The organism is Micromonospora sp. NPDC049645, from assembly GCF_040675155.1.
GTDB lineage: Bacteria > Actinomycetota > Actinomycetes > Mycobacteriales > Micromonosporaceae > Micromonospora.
The window spans coordinates 662,700-683,449 of record NZ_JBFAOI010000001.1; the positions used below are offsets into that span (position 1 = coordinate 662,700).

Genomic DNA, 20,750 nt, shown 5'->3' on the forward strand with positions numbered 1-20,750 from the left:
GGTCCCGTTGCGCGGATCGCGCGGATCCGGCCAAAGCGCTGGCGGGGTGGCACGGCGGGGCTTAGCGTCGATGTGTGGGAGTCGGACGCGCGCTGATGCTGGCCCTGGCACTCCTTGCCGTGGCCAGCCTTCCGGCGGCGTTCGCCCTGCTCTTCTGCTATGACGAGATCCTCGACCGGGTGGTGTGCGGCTGGTCCGAGTGGCGGGAGCGTCGCCGGGAGAGCCGCACCATCGCGCGTCTGGACCGGGCCGTCGAGGCGGACGCGCTGACCCGGGACATCGACCTCAGCGAGTTCGACCGGATCGACCGACGGCCGCTGGAGCAGCTCGCCGCCGACCTGCGTCGCCTCGGTGGTCAGCGGCTCGGCGGCACCGGCCGGTCGATGGTCTGGCACAGTGCGCTGCTCAAGGCGTACGACGACCGGCTCCGCCTCGCCTGCCGGGCCCTGGGCGTCACCGAGCACCTCGCCGAGCTGGAGGGTGTCGATCAGGAGATCGAGCGGGTCCGGGTGGAGGGTGTGCTGCACGCCGCGGGGCTGACCCTGCCGGCGGCCCGGGCCGGGCACCGGCAGCGGCACCGCTGAGCACGCCGGATGGCTAGGGCCGATCCGGCGCTGGCTGCGCAATGTCCGTTGTGGTCGCCGGGGAGCTGGTGTGGAGCACCTGACGGGCCTGCTCGGCGGCCCGGACGATGCTCTCGCTGATGAAGTCGAGGAAGCGGGCGATGTTCTCCAGGCGGGCGGCGGCGGGGGTCTGCGGGCCGAGGAGGGCGACGCCCTGACGGGCGATCTCCACGAGCTGGTCGTTGGCCCGCGCACTGGCGATCGTCGCCTGGTAGAAGAGCTCGTCGTCGATGACGTAGCGGTCGCGGCGGCGTTCGTCGCGCTCCCGGCGGACGAGGCTCTGGCTCTCCAGAAAGGTGATCGCCTTGGAGATGGACGCCGGGCTGACCTGGAGGCGCTGGGCGAGCTGGGATGCGGTGAGGCTGCCCGAGTCGGCGGTGAACAGGCAGGTCAACACCCGGGCCGGGGTCTTGGCCAGGCCCGACGCCATCAGGACGGTGGTGAACGTCTCCTCGTACTCGGCCACGGCCTCGGTGTCGCGCCCGTGCTCCTGCGGCAGGCTGGCCCGCCCCCGGGAGGCGGGCCTGCGCCGGTGGGCGCGACGTTCGGTGGCACGGTGGGCGAGGTCGGCGCGGTAGGCGGTGGGACCACCGTTGCGCATCACCTCACGGGTGACCGTCGAGGTGGGACGGTCGAGGCGTCGGGCGATCTCGGCGTAGGGGAGGCTGTCGGCGAGCCCCAGCGCGATCTGCTGGCGTTCCTGCTGGCTGAGCCTGCCTCCCGGCATCGTGGTCTCCCTCGCTGACGTGGCGGCCGATGACCGCTGCACCATAGCGTTCACCGGTTGACGGTTGCAATGATCCACGATCTGCTGTTGCGTTATGATCAGGCCAGTTGCAACACTTCCAAGCCACTGACCTGCCACAACGTCATTCTAGCGCAACGAGCTTGTTGCCGCTGAATGGAAAGCAACGTAGCGTTTCTGGTGTTGGAAACATGACGCGACCAGGAGCGACGATGACGACGAACAAGAACCTCTCCGCCAACTCGACGTGGACCGGCATGGTGTCGGTCGACGACACGGCCCTGGCCGTCACCGACACCGGCGGTGCCGGCATCCCCGTGGTCTACCTCAATGGCCAGTTCGCCACCCAGGGCTACTGGCGGCGGGTCATCAGCGAACTGGGCACCGGATTCAGGCACATCACCTACGACGAGCGGGCTCGCGGCAAGAAGTCGAAGCGGTCAGCCGACTACTCGTTCGAGGCGGCCGTCCGGGACGTCGACGCCGTTCTCGCGGCCCGGGGCGTACACCAGGCGGTGCTGGTGGGCTGGTCCTACGGCGCGGTGGTCGGGGCGCACTGGGCCCACCGCAACCCGGAGCGGTCGCTGGGCGCGATCCTGGTCGACGGCGCGTTCCCGCACGACTGGCTCGACGAGGCGATGGCGCAACGGATCCGCAAGATGTTCCGGCGGATGAACCTGTTCATGCCGCTGCTGCGCCCGACGGGCCTGACCCCGCGGATGAACGCCGACCAGATGGCGGACAGCAACATCGAACTCGGCGAACTCTCCCGCGAGCGCGAGCTGGGCCCCGTGCTGGACGCCATCACCGTCCCGGTGCGGTACGTCGTCGCCTCCGGAACGTCCCTGGGCAGCCGGGACGACGAGCAGGAGAAGATCCGGGCCAGCCTCGACGGGGTGGTCGCCCGCAACCCGCACATCCAGGTCGCCGCGAAGGTCGCCAGCAACCACGGTGCGATCCTCAAGAAGGACTTCCGGGCGATCGCCGACGCCGTACGCGAGGTCGCTGCCCCGCACCGCGCGTGAGGCCCACGCGCTCGCGTTGACGGATGGCGGAAACCACCCGTCAACGCGAAGCGTCAGGAGGACTCGCGGGCCGCCGGGCCGCTGCCGAACAGCACGTCGTCCCAGCTCGGCAGCCGCTTGCGCGGCTTGCCGTTGGCGTCGGTGGACTCGCCGCCGCCGGCAGCCGCCGCGGCGCCCGTGCGGCGCGGCCGCAGCACCGCCAACGACGGCACGGCCGGCACCTCCTTGGGCGCGTCCGAGTCGTCGTCGAAGGCCGAGCCCTGGCCACCACCGAGCAGCGCGGCGGCACCCCCACCGACCGGCCGCTGCCGGGGCGCGTCAGACCCGGCGAGAGCAGCCGGGGTACGCGGCTCGAGCCCGCGGCCCGACGAGGCGCCGAGCGGGCGGTCCAGGGAGGCGAGCAGCGCGTCCCGGCCGGCCCGGATCGGATCGCGGCCGGGGCGTGGGTGCTCGGACGCCGCCGGCAACCCGTGCCCGCCACGACTCGGCTCACCGCGCGACGGACCGGGCAGGGCATGTCCACCCCGCTCCGGCGCCGGCTCCTGGCCGAGGATCGGCGTGGGCCGCTCGGCGCACAGGTACTGCGCCATGTCGTCGTGCGGGGCTACCGACTGTCGGGTCTTGTCGAGATCCCAGATGGCCTGCGCCGTGGCCTTGCCCGACGGCCAGGTGGCGATGATCCGCCAGGTGCCGTCGTCACGCCGGTACGCGTCCCAGGAAATCTTCTCGGTGTCGATGCCGTGCTGGCTCAGCCGACCGTTGACCACCTCGGCGAGCGGGGTGGGCTTCTCCGCGCCCTTGAGGCGGGTGCGGCGGGCGTGCTGGGCGAGCATCGCCCGCTCCTGCAGCACGGGGCCGGCGTAGCGGAGCACCCGGTCGACCGGCACCCCGGCGATCCGGGCGACATCCTCCGCCGACTCACCGGAGCGGATGCGGGCCTGAATGTCCCGAGGGGACAGTGACGGAACCGGGTCGGCCGCGGTGGGCGCGACCGCCAGCGGCGGCGCACCGGGCTCGGCGTGCAACGCACCGGAGATCCGTTCGTCGATCGGCAGCGCGAGCAGCCGCCCGACCTCGTCGGCGAGAACCAGGGCATGGCCGTCCTCGGAGAGGGCGACGAAGCGTACTGGGCGCATAGCGTTGCCTCCGTCCCGCTTCGCTGGCCGCACGCCACGAGTCGGCCACCCAGGCGTCTCGGACCACCGTACGCGCATCTGCCTCGGGGTGGGGGAAGCGACACCCCGCATGTCGTGACTGAGCTGCGGCGATGATCACGGTCGGTGTCCGTTGAGGCCCCAACGGACACCGACCGTGACGAAGCTCAGAGTCGCTCGACCACGTAGTCGATGGACGCGGTCAGCGCCTCGACATCGGCCGGCTCGACCGCCGGGAAGAGCGCCACCCGCAGCTGGTTGCGACCGAGCTTGCGGTAGGGCTCGGTGTCCACGATGCCGTTGGCGCGCAGCGCCTTGGCGATCGCGGTGGCGTCCACCCCGTCGGCGAAGTCGATGGTGGCGACCACGTTGGAGCGCAACGCCGGATCGGTGACGAACGGGGTCGCCACGCTGGACCGCTCGGCCCAGCCGTAGACCGTGGCGGCGCTCTCGGCGGTGCGCTTGGCCGCCCAGGCCAGGCCCCCCTGCGCGTTCATCCAGTCGGTCTGCTCGGCGGCCAGGAAGATGGTGGCCAGCGCCGGGGTGTTGTAGGTCTGCTCCAGCCGCGAGTTGTCGATCGCGGTGACCAGGTCGAGGAAGGCGGGGATGTAGCGGCCGGACGCCTTGATCTCGGCGGCCCGGTCCAGTGCGGCCGGCGACATCAGGGCCAGCCAGAGACCGCCGTCGGACCCGAAGCACTTCTGCGGGGCGAAGTAGTAGACGTCGGTCTCACCGACGTTGACCTCCAGACCACCCGCGCCGGACGTCGCGTCGACCAGCAGCAGCGAGCCCTCGTCGGCGCCGGCCACCCGGCCGATCGGGACGGCCACACCGGTCGAGGTCTCGTTCTGCGGCGTCGCGTACGCGTCCACCCCGGACTCGGCGACCAGGGTCGGGGCGCTGCCCGCGTCGGCCTTGCGGACGGTCGGCTCACCCAGGAACGGGGCATCCTTGACCGACTTGGCGAACTTGGCGCCGAACTCGCCGAAGCTGGCGAACTGGGCCCGGTCGCGGATCAGGCCGAAGGTGGCGACCTCCCAGAACGCGGTGGTGCCACCGTTGCCGATCACGACCTCGTAGCCCTCGGGCAGCGAGAAGAACTCGGCGATGCCGGAACGCAACCGGGCCACCTGGTCGCGGACCGTCTTCTGCCGGTGCGAGGTGCCGAGGTAGGTGGTTGCGACCTCGGCGAGCGCGGACACCGCCGCGGGACGGACCTTGGACGGGCCGCAGCCGAACCGTCCGTCGGCGGGCTTGATCTCATCGGGAATCCGGATGATCGGTGCGTCAGCCACGGTCTTGAAGATCCTTCCGCAAGGGCGAGGGCGGGCCCGGCGACACTGCCGACCCTCATCCTCGCACCTGGCCCGGATGGCGATGGGCGGGGTCCCGGCGGTGGGCGTGAGTCCTTCGCCACAGTCGGCCCCGTCAGCCGTCGAGACCCGCCAGCCGTCGAGAAAGGCCCCTCCCCGATGCCCGGCGTCGAGAAGGGGCCCCTTCGGTGGCTCAGACGCCGTGCGGGATGGCGGCCCAGCCCTCGACGTCGGACGGCTTGCGCGTCTCCGGGCCGATGTAGCGGGCCGACGGGCGGACCAGCCGCTGAAGGCGCTTCTGCTCCAGGATGTGCGCGCTCCAGCCGCCCATCCGCGCGCAGGTGAACATCGAGGTGAACATGTGCGCCGGCACCTCGGCGAAGTCCAGCACCACGGCCGACCAGAACTCGACGTTGGTGGCCAGCACCCGGTCCGGGCGGCGGGCCTGAAGCTCGGCGAGGGCGGCCTTCTCCAGCGCCTCGGCGATCTCGAAGCGCGGGGCGCCCAGCTCCTTGGCCGTACGCCGGAGCACTCGGGCGCGCGGGTCCTCGGCGCGGTAGACGCGGTGGCCGAAGCCCATCAACCGCTCGCCGCGGTCGAGTACGCCCTTGACGTAGCCCTCGGCGTCTCCGCTGCGCTCCACCGCCTCCAGCATGCTGAGCACCCGGGACGGGGCGCCGCCGTGCAGCGGTCCGGAGAGGGCGCCGATGCCGGAGGAGATGCAGGCAGCCGCGTCCGCCCCGGTGGAGGCGACGATGCGGGCGGTGAAGGTGGACGCGTTCAGGCCGTGCTCGGCGGCCGAGATGAAGTACGCGTCGACGGCCTTGACGTGCCGTGGGTCGGGCTCGCCACGCCAGCGCTTCATGAACCGCTCGACGATGGTCTGCGCCTTGTCGATCTCCTTCTGCGGCACCGCCGGCAGGCCGAGGCCGCGAGCGGACTGGGCCACGAACGAGAGCGCGGTCACCGAGACCCGGGCGAGATCCTCACGGGCCTGCTCGTCGGAGATGTCCAGCAGCTGGTTGAGACCCCAGTACGGGGCCAGCATGGCGACCGCGGACTGCACGTCGACGCGGATGTCACCGGAGTGCACCGGCACCGGGAACGGCTCCGCCGGCGGTAGGCCCGGCCCGAACCGGCCGTCGACCAGCAGTGCCCACACATTGCCGAACGACACCTGGCCGATCAGATCCTCGATGTCGACCCCGCGATAGCGCAGCGCGCCACCCTCGCGGTCAGGTTCGGCGATCTCGGTCTCGAAGGCGACGACGCCCTCCAGCCCGGGTTTGAAATCGGCCATGTCGCTCTCCTGGATCTGGTCGGTGCGCCCGATCGCTCATCCGGCCCGATCGGCCGAGCGCCTTAGGCGACCCTCAGGGATGTGTTCGGAACATCTTGCCTGCTGAGTAAGGGATACGCGACCCGCTGCGACTGTGCTGCACGCGACATCCCCGGACGCGCATTCTCCGCCCCACTCGGTGAGACTGGGCAGGGCGGGCTGGCCAGCGCGGGAGGGCGCCGGCGGGAGCGCCGAGAAGGAGTGGGGACGTGACGGGTGACACACCCGCCCCGGCCGCGATGCGTAACGAGTACGCCGCGGACCTGGGCCTGACCGAGGCTGACCTGGCCGCCGACTGGTACACCCAGTTCGACAGCTGGTTCGCCGACGCGGTGGCTTTCGGGCTACCCGAACCGAACGCCATGGTGGTGGGGACCGCCGACCCGGGCGGCCGGCCGAGCGGGCGGACGGTGCTGCTGAAGGGGTACGACCCGGAGGGGTTCGTCTTCTTCACCAACCACCTGTCGCGCAAGGGCGTCGAAACCGCCGCCAACCCGTACGCCAGCCTGGTCTTTCCGTGGTTTCCCATGCAGCGTCAGGTGGTGGTCGCCGGGCGGGTCGCGCACGTCGACCGCGCGACGAGCGAGGCGTACTTCGCCAGCCGGCCACGCGGCTCCCAACTGGGCGCCTGGGCCAGCCCGCAGTCACAGGTCGTGTCGGACCGGGCGGTGCTGGAACAGCGCTACCAGGAGGCGGCCGAACGGTTCGCCGACCAGGCGGAGATACCGACGCCGCCGCACTGGGGCGGGCTGCGGGTGCAACCCGATTCGGTGGAGTTCTGGCAGGGCCGCGCCGGTCGGTTGCACGACCGGCTCCGCTTCCGTCGCCTCGACGAGGGCGGCTGGACCGTCGAGCGGTTGGCGCCGTGACGGGTGTGCGGGAGACCCGGCCGCGCACGGCGCGCCGCTGGGCGATCGACGTGCGCCCGCTGCGGGTGCCGGCGTACCGGCGGCTCTGGCTCGGCAACACCGTGGCGATGTTCGGCTTCCAGTTCACCGCCGTCGCGGTGCCGGTGGAGATGTACGCCCTGACCCGGGACTCGTTCTGGGTGGGCCTGCTGGGCGTGGCTGCCTTCGTACCGTTGCTGGTCTTCGGGCTCTGGGGCGGCGCGGTCGCCGACGCCCGCGACCGCCGTGTGGTGCTGCTCGGTGGCTCATTGTTGCTCTGGGCATCCACTCTCGGGCTGTTGGTCCAGGCACTGCTGAACGTGGGCAGCCCGGTGCTGCTGCTGGTGTTGATGGCGGTGCAGTCGGTGGCCTTCGCGATCAGCTCGCCGGCCCGCAGCGCCATGCTGCCCCGGCTGGTGCCGGAGAGCCTGGTGGCGTCCGCCAGCACCCTGAACTACACGACCTTCACCGCCGCGTCGGTCGCCGGCCCGCTCGCCGCCGGCCTGATCCTCTCCGCCTCGTCGGACACCACAGTGGTCCTGCCGATCGCGTACGGGGTGGACGCGGTGCTGTTCACCGCCATGCTCTGGGCCGCGCTGCGGCTGCCCTCGCTCCCACCCGAGCCGACCGCCGACGGTCAGGCCCGCCGGGCCGGCCTGGCCAGCGTCGTCGACGGGTTCCGCTACCTGGCCACCACCCCGGTCCTGCTGCTGTCCTTCGCGGTGGACCTGATCGCGATGATCCTGGCCATGCCGCGGGCGCTCTTTCCGGAGATCGCGCACGAGCGGTTCGGCGGCGGAGGCTCGGTCGGCCTGCTCTACAGCGCCATCGCGATCGGCTCGATGATCGGTGGGCTGACCTCCGGCTGGATCGGCCGACTCCGCCGGCAGGGGCTCGGCCTGGTGCTCGCGGTGGTCGGCTGGGGCCTGGCCATCGCCGCGGCGGGGTTGGCCCACCAGCTCTGGCTGATGGTCGTGCTGCTCGCCGTGGCCGGCGCGGCCGACCTGATCAGCGCGGTGCTGCGGCAGTCCATGCTGCTGGTTTACGCGCCGGACCGGATGCGCGGCCGACTCCAGGGCGTCAACACGGTGGTGGTGGCGGGCGGCCCACGCCTGGGCGACCTGCGCGCCGGCACCATGGCCGCCGGGTTCGGCGGGGGAGTGGCCTGGGTGGCCGGCGGCCTCGCCTCCGCGGTGCTCGTGGTGGTGCTCGCGGTCGCGTTCCCCGCGCTGCTGCGTTACCGCGCGGCGACGGCGTCGAGCGACGACCGGACCTGACCGGTTAGGGTCGCCGGCATGGAAAGCCCCGAGCAGCGCCCGTTCTCCGGCGCCCAGTGGACCATCTCCGCCGCCGGCCACGAGGCCGTCATCGTGGAGGTGGGCGGTGGGCTCCGGACGTACCGGCACGACGGTGTCGACCTGGTCGACGGGTATCAGACCGACGAGGTCTGCCCCGGTTGCACCGGGCAGGTGCTGGCACCCTGGCCGAACCGGATCCGCGATGGCCGCTACCCGTTCGGCGGGCGTACGCACCAGCTCGCACTGACCGAGCCGGAGCGGCACGTGGCCATTCACGGGCTGGTCAACTGGGCGCCGTGGCAGTTGCTGGAGCAGTCGGCGGACGCGGTGACGGTCGGCTTCGACCTGCCGCCGCAGCCCGGCTACCCGTGGCCGCTGCGGCTGCGCAGCCGGTGGAGCGTCGACGCGGACGGGCTGCGCGCCGAGCACGAGGTGACCAACATCGGTACGGAGTTGGCCCCGTTCGGCTTCTCCGTGCACCCGTACCTGCAACTGCCGGGCGTCGCCGTGGACGACCTGGTGCTGCGGCTGCCCACCCGGAGCCGGGTGTTGGTGGACGGTCGGCTGCTGCCGGTGGGAGTGACCCCGGTGGCCGGCACCGAGTACGACTGGACCAGCCCCCGCCGGATCGGCGCGGCCGTGCTGGACTCCTGCTTCGGCGAGGTGATCCGGGACGCCGACGGCGGCTCGTCGGTGAGCCTGTCCGCGCCGGACGGTTCGGCCGGGGTGAACATCTGGGCGGATGCCGAGTTCGGCTGGTGGCAGGTGTTCACCGGGGACGCCCTCACCGGTGAGCGGCACCGCCGTTCGGTGGCGGTCGAGCCGATGACCTGCCCACCGGACGCGTTCCGGTCGGGCAAGGACCTGCTCACGCTCAAGCCGGGCACGACCTGGCGGGGTGCCTGGGGCATCCGGCCCGGGGCCTGATGGAGTTCGCCGAGGTCGTCCGCCGCAGGCGGATGGTGCGCAACTACGACCCGGACCGTCCGGTCCCGCCCGACGTGGTGGATCGGCTGCTGGAGCACGCGGTCCGCGCCCCGTCGGCCGGGTTCGCCCAGGGTTGGGGTTTCCTGGTGTTGGAGGAGCAGGCCGATCGGGACCGGTTCTGGGCCGCCACCACCCCCGGGGGCGGTGGGCGGGAACGGTGGCTCGCGGGCATGCGTCGGGCGCCACTGATCGTGGTGCCGCACGCCAACGAGTCGGCCTACCTGCGGCGGTACGCGGAGCCGGACAAGGGCTGGACCGATCAGTCCACCGACCGGTGGCCGGTGCCGTACTGGCATGTCGACACCGGCTTCGCGGCGTTGCTGATGCTGCTCACCGCCGTGGACGAGGGCCTCGGGGCGTGCTTCTTCGGCATTCCGCCGCAGCGGCTCGCCACCTACCGGGACGCGTTCGGCGTGCCGACGGAGTTCCAACCCATCGGTGCCGTCACAATCGGTTACCGGGCGGCGGACCATCGGTCACCATCGCTGCGCCGTGGGCGTCGTCCGATGGACGAGGTCGTGCGGCGCGGCCGGTGGAACTGAGCCCGCCGTCCCGTTCGTCCTGTTGAGGATCGGACGAGCGATAGCGAAACTGACATCAGGGAGCAGAACGCAACGTGCGCTGGGCGGCTAGGCTGGCACGGTCATCGGTGCCGCGCCGCGCGGTGCCCGCCGCGGCCCGGCTCGGCGCCGTCGGTCGGCCCGGCCACGGGGAGGGGAGCGTGCCGTCGTGATCTTCAGAGCGGTCCGGGACGGGCGTCCCTATCCGGAGCACAATCTGACGCTCAAGCAGTGGGCGGAGATTCCGCCGCGACCACTGCGCCTGGATCAGATGATCACCACCAAGCGCGAGCTGGCGCTGGACAAGCTCCTCGCCGAGGATTCCACCTTCTACGGCGACCTCTTCCCGCACGTCGTGCAGTGGAACGGCGGGCTCTACCTGGAGGACGGGCTGCACCGGGCGCTGCGCGCCGCTCTCCAGCAGCGCAACCAGATCCACGCGCGGGTGCTGGTGCTCTCCGAGTCGATCGAGTGACGAACCCTTCTGTCCCGCGCTGAGCCTTCGTTAGGGTGGCGTCCATGACCGCTCCGCTGGACCTGCTCGACCTGGATCCGTCGCTCAGCGAGGAGGAGCGGCAGATCCGGGACGTCGTCCGTCAGCTCGTCGACGACCGGGTGCGGCCACACGTCGCCGACTGGTACGAGGACGGCCGGGTGCCCGCCCGGGAGCTGGCCCGCGAGTTCGGCAAGCTCGGCCTGCTCGGCATGCACCTCACCGGCTACGGCTGTGCCGGCGCCTCCGCGGTCGCCTACGGGCTGGCCTGCCAGGAGTTGGAGGCCGGCGACTCCGGTCTCCGTTCCCTGGTCTCCGTGCAGGGATCGCTCGCCATGTACGCCATCTGGCGCTACGGCAGCGAGGAGCAGAAGCAACGCTGGTTGCCGTCGATGGCCACCGGTGAGGCGATCGGTTGCTTCGGCCTGACCGAGCCGGACCACGGCTCGGACCCCGCCTCGATGACCACCCGGGCCCGCCGCGACGGCGACGACTGGGTGCTCTCCGGCGGAAAGATGTGGATCACCAACGCCCCGATCGCGGACGTCGCGGTGATCTGGGCGCGCACCGACGAGGGCGTACGCGGTTTCGCCGTACCGATGGACACGCCCGGCGTCACGGCCCGGGAGATCCGCCGCAAGATGTCGCTGCGCGCGTCGGTGACCGGCGAGATCGTGCTCGACGACGTCCGACTCCCGGCGGACGCCCAACTGCCCGAGGCGGTCGGGCTCAAGGCGCCGCTGAGCTGCCTCACCGAGGCCCGGTACGGCATCGTCTGGGGTGCGGTCGGCGCCGCCCGCGACTGCCTGGAGACCACCCTGGCGTACGCCGCCACCCGCACCCAGTTCGGTCGCCCACTCGCCGGCTTCCAGCTCACCCAGGCGAAGCTCGCCGACATGGCCGTCGAGTTGGTGAAGGGGCAACTGCTCGCGCTGCACCTGGGCCGGCTCGCCGACGCCCACCGGCTGCGGCCCGAGCAGGTCAGCGTGGGCAAGCTGAACAACGTGCGGGAGGCGCTGGCCATCGCCCGGCAGTGCCGCACCATCCTCGGCGCCAACGGAGTCTCCGGCGAGTACCCGGTGATGCGGCACGCCAACAACCTGGAGAGCGTGCTCACCTACGAGGGCACCTCGGAGATCCACCAGCTGGTCATCGGGCAGCGGCTCACCGGGCTTTCCGCATTCGCCTGACCTGCTCGTTTGTCGCTTCCTGGCGCTCGCCGAGCGACTGTCGTATCGGGGCCGTACCGTCATTGACAGACGACGTGTCTGACGAGGACGGTGAGCGTGATGGCCCGCGACGCTGGCAGCAACGAGCCCACGAGGGAGTTCCCCGGTTACCCGACCGGCGGCGATCTCAAGGCGCGGTCGACCGCGACAACCGAGCCGACCACTGAAGGTTTGGACGGGCCCGGTGGCCCTGGCGGCCCGACGGCCGGCGGCGACGGCCCTGGTGGTGGTGGCGGTGGGGCGGCCCGAGGTCTGCTCCTGCTGCTCGGCGCCGCCGCGCTGGCCGTGGTCGTGCTGCTCGGCATCCAGGCGACCGGCATCCTGCCGGAGTTCCGCAACCCGTTCGCCAAGGAGCAGACCGACCGCAGCCAGCCACCGCTGCTGAAGTCGATCCAGGACCTGAGCCGCTACGTGGCCGCCGAGGGCAACTTCCAGGTGGTGGTCGACACGCAGAACGACCGGCGCAACGTTCCGGACTTCCTGCTCAACGAGCGCACCCTGTTCGTCGGCGCCGGCAGCGTCGAGGCGTACGTCGACTTCACCAAGATCGGTGAGGGTGCCGTCGTCCAGTCCGCCGACGGTAAGTCCGTGGAGATCAAGCTGCCCGCGCCGCAGCTCGGCGAGACCAACCTCGACATGGAGAAGAGCTACGTCTTCGCCGAGCAGCGCGGTCTGCTCAACCGGCTCGGTGACCTGGTCGGCAACGACCCCAACCGGCAGCAGCAGGTCTACCAGCTCGCCGAGGACCGGATCACCGCCGCCGCCCGGGACAGCGGGCTCTCCGCCCGAGCCGAGGAGAACACCCGCAAGATGCTGGAGGGGTTGCTCCGCTCCCTCGGCTACCAGCAGATCACGGTCACCTACATCGCGGCCTGACCTACGCCCGTACGCCGGAGCGCCCGCCCCGACTTCCGTCGGAGCGGGCGCTCCCGCACGTCGCCCGCTCTGCTCGGGCCTGCCGCGCCGCCCGCGCTGCTCGCGCCCCGCTGCGCTGCCACGCGCCAAGATCCGCGCACTTTCGGGGATGTTGGTGCCTCGGGCGGCCGGGAGGCAGCAACTTCGGGGATGTTGCTGCCTGACCCGGCTCGGCGGATGGGCGGATGGGCGGGTGGGCGGGTGGGCGGGTGGGTCAGTGTCCGGTGGAGGCGAGGTAGCGGTCCTCGTTCGGCATCAGCACCCACAGGATCAGGTAGACGATCACCTGCGTGCCGGGCAGCAGCAGCGACAGCAGGAACAGCAGCCGGACCATCCCGGCCGACATGCCGAACCGCCGCCCGAGACCGGCGCAGACACCGGCGATCATGCGCCCCTCGCGGGGCCGGACCAGTTTGCGACTCATCGTCGTACTCCCACTCTGCGGCGGTGCGCCGCGTCTGCAATCCACGGTAGAAAGGGATGGCCACCTCGCCCTCGGTCCCGAGGAGGAGCGGCGACCCGTGGACCCGTAGGTGCTTTACCCGGGCTGCCCCCCGCTGACGCCTCCCCGGGTCGCCCGCCGCCACGACCCGGTCCGCCACGCCTACCGCAGCCCGCCGGGGGCGGGAGACGGTGGTCGGGTGTTCACGTCCCGGACCGGGTGGGCGTTGAGCTGGGCGGGTAGGCTGGCTGATCGGCCTTCCACACCCCGGAGGGTCGGCACCCATACCCCGGACGGTCACCAGCGGGGCCGTCCGACCGGCGGCCACGACCCGTCCGGGTCCCGTACGCCGGGACGACGGCGAGGAAGCGCAGCCATGATCAGTGTTTTCGACCTCTTCAGCGTCGGTATCGGGCCGTCCAGCTCGCACACGGTGGGGCCGATGCGGGCCGCGCGCACGTTCGTCGGCGGTCTCAAGGCCGACGGGCTGCTCACCGACACCGCGCGGGTGCAGGCCGAGCTGTTCGGTTCGCTGGGCGCCACCGGGCACGGGCACGGCAGCGACCGGGCGGTGCTGCTCGGGCTGGCCGGTGAGTCGCCCGAGACGGTCGACACGGACACCGTCGGGCCTCGGATCGAGCGGATTCGGGCTGAGCGGCGGATCAACATCCTGGACGCGCACGAGATCGACTTCGACCCGGACCGGGACCTGACGCTGCACCGCCGCCGGTCGCTGCCGTACCACCCGAACGGGATGACCTTCGTGGCGTACGACCGGGCCGGTGCCGTGCTGCGCAGCCGCACCTACTACTCCGTCGGTGGCGGGTTCGTGGTGGACGAGGCGGCGGCTGGCGCGGATCGGATCAAGCCGGACAGCACAGTGGTGCGGTACCCCTTCCTGACCGGGGCGCAACTGCTCGACGTCACCAGCCGCACCGGTCTGTCGATCAGCGAGGTGATGCTGGCCAACGAGCGTTCCTGGCGCAGCGAGGCGGACATCCGGGCCGGTCTGCTGGAGATCTGGCGGGTGATGCGGGAGTGCGTGCAGCGCGGCTGCGAGCGCGACGGCGTACTCCCTGGGGGGTTGAAGGTTCGGCGGCGCGCGGCGGAGCTGCGGCGCGGCCTGGAGGCGGACGCCGGCACCGCCGATCCGCTGCACGCGATGGACTGGGTGACCCTGTTCGCTCTCGCGGTGAACGAGGAGAACGCGGCGGGCGGCCGGGTGGTCACCGCGCCGACCAACGGGGCGGCCGGGATCATCCCGGCGGTGCTGCACTACTACACCCGGTTCGTGCCGGGCGCCGATGACGACGGTGTGGTGCGGTTCCTGCTGACGGCGGGGGCGATCGGCGTGTTGTTCAAGGAGAACGCGTCGATCTCCGGCGCCGAGGTCGGCTGCCAGGGTGAGGTCGGTTCGGCGTGTTCGATGGCGGCGGCGGGGCTGGCCGAGGCGCTCGGTGGCACCCCGGAGCAGGTGGAGAACGCGGCCGAGATCGGGATGGAGCACAACCTCGGTTTGACCTGTGACCCGGTGGGTGGCCTGGTGCAGATCCCCTGCATCGAGCGGAACGCGGTGGCTAGCATCAAGGCGATCACGGCTGCCCGGCTGGCGCTGCGCGGCGACGGTGTGCACAAGGTGTCGTTGGACAAGGTCATCAAGACCATGCGGGAGACGGGCGCCGACATGAAGGTCAAGTACAAGGAGACGGCGCGTGGCGGTCTGGCCGTCAACGTGATCGAGTGCTGAGTCTGGCCGATTCGGGGCATTCGTTCACCGACTGCTAACCTGGCGTCCGTTTCAGGAGGCGGGAGGCTGCGGTGACCTCTGGCGTCGCGGCGTTGTGGTCGCACCGCAACTCGCTGCGCATCCTGGTGAGACGGGACCTGGCGGTCAAGTACCAGCAGTCCGTGCTCGGCTACTTCTGGTCGTTGATCGAGCCGCTCGGCATGGGCGCCATCTACTGGTTCGTCTTCGGGGTGCTCTACTCCCGCGACACCGGTCGGCACCTCGGCGAGGCGGCCGGGTCGTACCCGCTGTTCCTGATCACCGGCATCTTCGCCTGGATGTGGACCAGTTCGGCGTTGAGTGAGGCGACGAACGCGCTGACCGGCCAGTCCCGGCTGATCACCACGATGAACGTGCCGCGTCAGGTCTTCCCGATCGGCCGGGTCACCGGCCGGTTCGCCGAGTACGCGGCCGGCCTGCCGATCCTGATCGCCATCGCGGTGATCTACGCGGCGCACGGTCGGATCCACCCCGGTTGGTCGCTGCTGTCCCTGCCGCTGGCGGTGGCCATCCAGGCCGTGTTGTTGACCGGGCTCGCCCTGCTGCTGTCGGCCTGGAACGTGCTGATGCGCGACGTGGAACGGCTGATGCGGCTGATCATCCGGGTGCTCTTCTACGCCACGCCGATCATCTATCCGCTCAGTCTGGTCCGGGAGTCCGGGCTGCCCGGTTGGCTGAAGGTGGTGTACGAGCTGAACCCGCTGGTCGGGATCTTCCAGCTGCACCACGCGATCTGGTACCCGGACGAGTTCCCGGACGCCCGGCTGCTCGCCACGACGATCATCGGCAGTCTGCTGGTGCTGGCCGCCGGCTGGTGGTCGTTCCGCCGGTTGGAACCCGCCGTGCTCAAGGAACTCTGACGTGGCCGCTCCGATCATCGAGGCCGACGGCCTGGGTATCCGCTTCGTCCGTAACCGGCGCCGCCAGCTGCGGCTACGGGAGTTGTTCATCCACCGGGGCGCCCGTGGCGCGCTGCCCGGCCAGTTCTGGCCGCTGCGCGACGTGTCGTTCACCGTCGAGCCCGGCGAGACCGTCGGGGTGATCGGGCGCAACGGCACCGGCAAGAGCACCCTGCTGCGGCTGATCGCCGGGGTGCTCATTCCGGACGAGGGCAGCATCCGGGTGCACGGCGCGGTGGCGCCGTTGCTGGAGTTGTCCGCCGGTTTTTCCAACGACCTGACCGGGCGGGAGAACCTGCACCTGGTCGGTGGGCTGCACGGGCTGTCGACGAGCTACCTGAAGCGGCACTTCGACGAGATCGTCGAGTTCGCCGGTGAGCAGGTCGAACGGGCCATCGACACGTCGGTGCGGCACTACTCGTCGGGAATGAAGGTGCGGTTGGGCTTCGCGATCATCTCGCACCTGCCGCACCCGATCCTGCTGATGGACGAGGTGACCGCGGTCGGGGACGCGGAGTTCCGCAAGAAGTGTTACGCGACGATTGATCGTCTGCTCGGGGAGGGGCGCACGCTGGTGCTGGTGTCACACAACGAAAAGGACCTGACCCGGTTCTGCCGTCGGGGGTTGTACCTCGACGCGGGCCGGTTGATGCTCGACGGCACCATCGTCGAGGCGCTCGACGCGTACCACGCCGCGGTCCCGCGGTGACGCTCGCGATCGTGCTCGCCGCCGGAACGTCCGCGGCGGGCCTGACCACGGCGACCGGCGAACCGCTGGCCGACCGCCTGGCCGCCCAGTTGCGGCTGGCCGGGGCGGGCGAGGTGCGCTTCGCCGCCAACCTCGACGAGCTGGCCGAACTGGTCGCCACCGCGACCACCTCCGTGCTGATCACCGGCACCGACCTGGTGGCGCACACCGCCGTGCTGCGGCACCTGGCCACCAGCCCGGTGGGGCCGACGGTGGCGCTGGTGCTCGGCGACCCGCCGGTGCCCGGCCGGGCGGCCGTGCGGGAGGAGCGCGGTCAGGTGGTGGACGCCGGCGCGGTGGGCACCCTCGACGGGGACGCCACCGGAGTGTTCGGCGGCGCGCTGCGGGTCGGCGTGGACGACCTGCCGACCCTGGCCGCCGCCGCCCGAGCCGCCGCGTCCGGGGTGCTCCCCGTCGCCGCCCCGATCGGCCCGGCCGGCGATGTGGCGCCGCTGCCCGCGGCCGGCGGGGTCGGGTCCGCGGGGTCGGTCGCGGCCGGCGGTCCCGGGTCCGCCGTGGACCGGCTCTTCGCGGGTCTCGCGGGGCTCGGCACCCTGATCTTCGCCCAGCGGGTACGCCTGCTCGTCGCGCACCGGGTCGACGACACGGCCGGGCTGACCGCTGCCGAGGCGGCGGTGACCGCGGTCGACGAGGACCGGGCCGAGCTGCGGCTGTCGGTGAAGGAGAGGGACGACTTCTTCTCCACCTACTTCGTCAGCACCTGGTCGCCGTACCTGGTCCGGCTCTCGGCCCGGCTCGGGCTCACCCCGACCGGGGTGACGGTGATCTCGGTGCTCTTCGCGCTGGGCGCGGCGGTGCTGTTCGGGGTCGGCGGGCGACCCGCGCTGGTCGGTGGCGCGGTGCTGCTCTACCTCGGCTTCGTGCTGGACTGCGTGGACGGCCAGTTGGCCCGCTACACCCGGCACTTCAGCGCCTGGGGTGGCTGGCTGGACACGATGGCGGACCGGGCCAAGGAGTACCTGGTCTACGCCGGGCTCGGTTTCGGGGTGAGCCACGCCGGGCTGGGCAACGGGTGGGCGCTCGCGATCGCGGCGATGACGTTGCAGACCGTCCGGCACATGACCGACACCTGGTACGGGGTGCTGCACGACGAGGCGGCCCGCCGACCGCGTACGGCCACGGGTGCCAGCGGCGGGATCGGTGACCGGCTCAACGCGGCGTCGACCCGGGTGCAGGCGGACACCGGGTCGGTGTCGTACTGGCTGAAGCGGACCGTGGTCTTCCCGATCGGTGAGCGCTGGGCGCTGATCGCGCTGACGGTGGCACTGTTCAATCCGCTGGTCAGCCTGGTCGCCGTGCTGGTCTGGGGGGTGCTGGCGTTCGCGTACACCGGGGCGTTGCGGACCCTGCGGGCCCGCTGGATGTGGGTGCCGGTGCTGGACACGGTCGACGCCACCCTGCACCGCGACGACGGGCCGTTGGCCCGCTGGTTGCCGGTGGTCCGGCCGATGGGGCCGCTGACCCTGGCGGTGATCGCCGCGCTCGGTCCGGCGGTGCTGCTGGTCGGGACGCTGCTGAGCGACGCGCCCGAGGGGTTGCGCTGGGCGGTGCCGGTGGCGCTGGTGGTGCTGCTGGCGGGCGGTCTGGGCGCCGGGGCGGCGCACAACGGTCCGCTGGACTGGCTGGTCCCGGCGGCGTTGCGGGCCGCCGAGTACCTGTTCGCCATCGCGGTCGGGGTGGTCGGTGCGGCCCCCGGCTGGCTGATCTTCGGGTACGTCTTCGTGCTCACCGTGCACCACTACGACCTGACCGCCCGGCTGGAGAAGCGGCAGGCGGCACCGCCCCTGCACCCGGCGACGCTGGGCTGGGAGGGCCGCTCGGTGCTGGTGGCCCTCGCGGCGATTGCCGGTATTGCGGGTATCGGGCTGGCTACACTCGGTGCGTACCTTCTCGTGGTTTTCGTGGTGAGCGTCGTCCTGGCCTGGTTCGTGCGACCGGCCCGTAGCGCGCGGGCGTCGGTCGCGCCGGCGGGCGCTGGAGGTGCCGCGCCGCGCTGACGGAGGGCGGCCGGATGACCCTGATCAGCTTCGTGGTGCCGGCCTTCCGGGTGCAGGGTTACCTGCGGGAATGCCTGGACTCCATCCTCGGTCAACCGGAGACCGACATCGAGGTGATCGCCGTCGACGACTGCTCGCCGGACGCCAGCGGCGACATCATCGACGAGTACGCGGCCCGCGACCAGCGGGTCAGCTCGGTTCGGCTGCCGGAGAACGTCGGCCTCGGTCCGGCCCGCAACATCGGGCTGGACCGGGCCGTCGGCGAGTACGTGTGGTTCCTCGACGGCGACGACTGGCTGGCCCCGGAGTGCCTGACCGAGGTCGCCGAGCGGTTGCGGGTCACCCGCCCGGACGTCCTGCTGGTCGACCACGTCCGCACCCACTGGAACGACACCGTCACCCGCAGCGCGATGGCCGAGGTGTTTCCGGAGTCGCCGGGCCCGGGGACCTTCCGGTTGCGGGACCGGCCGGAGGCGATGCACCTGCTGCACACCGCGTGGAACCGCCTGGTTCGCCGGGAGTTCCTCCTCGATCTGGGGCTGCGCTTCGCGCCCGGCTGGTACGAGGACGTCTCGTTCAGCTACCCGGTGTTGATGGCGGCGCGGCGGATCGGCGTACTGGATCGGGTCTGCGTCAACTACCGGCAACGCCGCGCCGGGGCGATCACCCGGACCCGCGGTGACCGGCACTTCGAGGTGTTCCCGCAGTGGCACCGGGTGTTCCACCTGATGGATTCGTGGGGGGCCGCGACGGAGGCCCTGCGGCCGACGGTCTTCGAACGGATGATCTGGCACTACCTGACCGTGCTCGGCAACGGTCAGCGAATCGCCCCGGAGTTACGGCCGGCGTTCTTCGCGCAGATCACCGCCGACTACGAGCGCTGGTTGCCGCCCGGTGGCTATCCGGTGCCGGACGGGGTCGAGGGGATCAAACACAAGCTCGTCGCCTCCGGCCGCTGGCGCACCTTCAGCGCGTTACGGGCCGCGAGCCGGGCCCGCGACGCCGCCCGCCGGCAGGCCCGCACCGCTCGGCGCAAGGTCGCTCCGGTCGCCCGGCGGGGTGCCCGGCTGACCCGCGACGGGCTGCTGCGCGAGTACTACCGGGCCGAGTTGCGCAGGCCGGTCGACCCGACACTCGCGGTGTACGCCGCTTACTGGTACCGGGGGTACTCCTGCAACCCGGCGGCGATCTACGAGGTGGCCCGCCGGTTGGCGCCGGGCGTGCGCGGGGTGTGGATCGTGCGCCGGGACCGGGTGGACAGCGTGCCGGACGGGGTGGAGTACGTGGTCGCCGGAACGCCGGCGTACTACCGGGTGCTGGCCCGGGCCCGGTGGTTGGTCAACAACGTCAACTATCCGGACTTCGTCCGCAAGCGACCGGAACAGGTGCACGTGCAGACCCACCACGGCACCCCGGTCAAGGTGATGGGGCTGGACCAGCAGCGCTATCCGGTCGGCGCGGGTCGGATGGACTTCGCCGGGCTGCTGCGTCGGGTGGACCGCTGGGACTACAGCGTCAGCGCCAACAGCTTCTCCACCCAGATGTGGGACCGGGCGTACCCGGCCACGTACACGACCCTGGAGGTGGGTTACCCGCGCAACGACCGGCTGGTCACGGCCGGCCCGGACGAGGTGCGCCGACTCCGCGCGGACTTCGGCCTCGACCCCGACGAGCAGGTCGTCCTGTACGCCCCGACGCACCGTGAGCACCTGCCCGGCTACCGGCCACCGTTCGACCCGGACCGGTTCGTGCGGGCGCTGGGTGACTCGGGCCGGTTGCTGATGCGCAGCCACTACTTCCACGACCGGGACCGACGTCCGGGTCAGCCGAGGGACTGGGAGCGGGTTCGCGACGTCAGTGGCCATCAGCGGGTGGAGGATCTCTACCTGGTGGCTGACGTGCTGGTCACCGACTACTCGTCGGCCATGTTCGACTATGCGGTGCTGGACCGGCCGATCGTGCTCTACACACCGGACTGGGAGGCGTACCGGCTGGCCCGGGGGGTCTACTTCGACGTCACGGCCGAACCGCCGGGCGCGGTGGCCGCCACGTTCGCCGATCTGCTCGACCTGTTCCGCACCGACGAGGTGCGCTCGGACGCGGCGGCCAAGGCCCGCGAGCACTTCCGGGCCCGGTTCTGCACGTTGGACGACGGGCGGGCGGCGGAGCGGGTGGTGCGCCAGGTGTTCCTCGGGGAGCAGGGCGAACGGTCCACCCGCTGCTGATCGGGCCCTCTGTCGTGTAATAGCAGCGACATCGATCGAACATAAGACGTTTACCCGATGTGCT

Annotated in this window: 19 protein-coding genes; 14 read left to right on the forward strand and 5 right to left on the reverse strand. The window is 71.6% G+C overall.

Features of this window, described 5'->3' with window-relative positions; translation table 11 throughout:
• The first annotated feature begins 74 nt into the window (after positions 1-74).
• Positions 75-584, forward strand: coding sequence for a hypothetical protein (locus AB0J33_RS03165; RefSeq protein WP_363609263.1), 510 nt, complete (start codon positions 75-77; stop codon positions 582-584).
• 13 nt (positions 585-597) lie between these two features.
• Here AB0J33_RS03165 and AB0J33_RS03170 read toward each other — a convergent pair whose 3' ends face one another.
• Positions 598-1,350, reverse strand: coding sequence for a helix-turn-helix domain-containing protein (locus AB0J33_RS03170; RefSeq protein WP_363609265.1), 753 nt, complete (start codon positions 1,348-1,350; stop codon positions 598-600).
• Between the two features lie 230 nt (positions 1,351-1,580).
• Between AB0J33_RS03170 and AB0J33_RS03175 the strand changes: the two genes are divergently transcribed.
• On the forward strand, positions 1,581-2,393 hold the full coding sequence (locus tag AB0J33_RS03175; protein WP_363609267.1) for an alpha/beta fold hydrolase: 813 nt from the start codon (positions 1,581-1,583) through the stop codon (positions 2,391-2,393).
• 53 nt (positions 2,394-2,446) lie between these two features.
• Here the strand turns inward: AB0J33_RS03175 and sepH are convergent, their stop codons facing one another.
• The 3 genes from sepH to AB0J33_RS03190 all read right to left on the reverse strand — a co-directional run bounded on the left by sepH (position 2,447) and on the right by AB0J33_RS03190 (position 6,160).
• On the reverse strand, positions 2,447-3,529 hold the full coding sequence (gene sepH / locus AB0J33_RS03180; protein WP_350854022.1) for a septation protein SepH: 1,083 nt from the start codon (positions 3,527-3,529) through the stop codon (positions 2,447-2,449).
• A 185-nt stretch (positions 3,530-3,714) separates the two neighbouring features.
• Positions 3,715-4,842 (reverse strand): phosphoserine transaminase, encoded by a 1,128-nt coding sequence (gene serC, locus AB0J33_RS03185; RefSeq protein WP_363609270.1) that lies wholly within the window; start codon positions 4,840-4,842, stop codon positions 3,715-3,717.
• A gap of 211 nt (positions 4,843-5,053) precedes the next feature.
• On the reverse strand, positions 5,054-6,160 hold the full coding sequence (locus tag AB0J33_RS03190) for a citrate synthase 2 (protein WP_124774249.1): 1,107 nt from the start codon (positions 6,158-6,160) through the stop codon (positions 5,054-5,056).
• A gap of 278 nt (positions 6,161-6,438) precedes the next feature.
• Between AB0J33_RS03190 and pdxH the strand changes: the two genes are divergently transcribed.
• From pdxH to AB0J33_RS03225, 7 genes are all read left to right on the forward strand, one after another.
• Positions 6,439-7,068: a pyridoxamine 5'-phosphate oxidase gene (gene pdxH / locus AB0J33_RS03195; RefSeq protein ID WP_363610206.1), complete on the forward strand. Its 630-nt coding sequence runs from the start codon at positions 6,439-6,441 to the stop codon at positions 7,066-7,068.
• A complete protein-coding gene (locus tag AB0J33_RS03200; protein WP_363609273.1) occupies positions 7,065-8,363 on the forward strand; it encodes an MFS transporter in 1,299 nt (432 codons plus the stop codon). Before pdxH ends, AB0J33_RS03200 begins: the two co-directional genes overlap by 4 nt.
• 18 nt (positions 8,364-8,381) lie before the next feature.
• Entirely contained in the window at positions 8,382-9,311 is a 930-nt protein-coding gene (locus AB0J33_RS03205; protein ID WP_363609275.1) for an aldose 1-epimerase family protein, read from the forward strand.
• Complete coding sequence (locus AB0J33_RS03210) at positions 9,311-9,913, forward strand: nitroreductase family protein (RefSeq protein WP_363609277.1); 603 nt, start codon at positions 9,311-9,313, stop codon at positions 9,911-9,913. Before AB0J33_RS03205 ends, AB0J33_RS03210 begins: the two co-directional genes overlap by 1 nt.
• A 187-nt stretch (positions 9,914-10,100) precedes the next feature.
• Positions 10,101-10,406 (forward strand): type II toxin-antitoxin system VapB family antitoxin, encoded by a 306-nt coding sequence (locus AB0J33_RS03215; RefSeq protein WP_145786031.1) that lies wholly within the window; start codon positions 10,101-10,103, stop codon positions 10,404-10,406.
• A 44-nt stretch (positions 10,407-10,450) separates the two neighbouring features.
• Positions 10,451-11,614: an acyl-CoA dehydrogenase family protein gene (locus AB0J33_RS03220; RefSeq protein ID WP_363609279.1), complete on the forward strand. Its 1,164-nt coding sequence runs from the start codon at positions 10,451-10,453 to the stop codon at positions 11,612-11,614.
• A gap of 99 nt (positions 11,615-11,713) precedes the next feature.
• Positions 11,714-12,529 (forward strand): DUF4230 domain-containing protein, encoded by an 816-nt coding sequence (locus AB0J33_RS03225; RefSeq protein WP_363609281.1) that lies wholly within the window; start codon positions 11,714-11,716, stop codon positions 12,527-12,529.
• A gap of 253 nt (positions 12,530-12,782) precedes the next feature.
• Here AB0J33_RS03225 and AB0J33_RS03230 read toward each other — a convergent pair whose 3' ends face one another.
• Complete coding sequence (locus AB0J33_RS03230) at positions 12,783-12,992, reverse strand: PspC domain-containing protein (RefSeq protein WP_030486383.1); 210 nt, start codon at positions 12,990-12,992, stop codon at positions 12,783-12,785.
• 394 nt (positions 12,993-13,386) lie between these two features.
• Here AB0J33_RS03230 and AB0J33_RS03235 point away from each other — a divergent pair, with 394 nt between their 5' ends.
• The 5 genes from AB0J33_RS03235 (at position 13,387) to AB0J33_RS03255 (ending at position 20,686) form a co-directional block, all read left to right on the forward strand.
• On the forward strand, positions 13,387-14,757 hold the full coding sequence (locus AB0J33_RS03235) for an L-serine ammonia-lyase (RefSeq protein WP_363609285.1): 1,371 nt from the start codon (positions 13,387-13,389) through the stop codon (positions 14,755-14,757).
• A gap of 71 nt (positions 14,758-14,828) precedes the next feature.
• Positions 14,829-15,656 carry an ABC transporter permease gene (locus AB0J33_RS03240; RefSeq protein WP_363609287.1) on the forward strand — a complete coding sequence of 276 codons (828 nt, stop codon included), beginning with the start codon at positions 14,829-14,831 and terminating at the stop codon, positions 15,654-15,656.
• 1 nt (position 15,657) lies between these two features.
• Positions 15,658-16,404 (forward strand): ABC transporter ATP-binding protein, encoded by a 747-nt coding sequence (locus tag AB0J33_RS03245; protein WP_363609289.1) that lies wholly within the window; start codon positions 15,658-15,660, stop codon positions 16,402-16,404.
• A 41-nt stretch (positions 16,405-16,445) separates the two neighbouring features.
• Positions 16,446-18,461, forward strand: coding sequence for a DUF5941 domain-containing protein (locus tag AB0J33_RS03250; protein ID WP_363610208.1), 2,016 nt, complete (start codon positions 16,446-16,448; stop codon positions 18,459-18,461).
• Positions 18,462-18,475: 14 nt separating this feature from the next.
• A complete protein-coding gene (locus tag AB0J33_RS03255) occupies positions 18,476-20,686 on the forward strand; it encodes a bifunctional glycosyltransferase family 2 protein/CDP-glycerol:glycerophosphate glycerophosphotransferase (RefSeq protein ID WP_363609291.1) in 2,211 nt (736 codons plus the stop codon).
• Positions 20,687-20,750 lie beyond the last annotated feature (64 nt).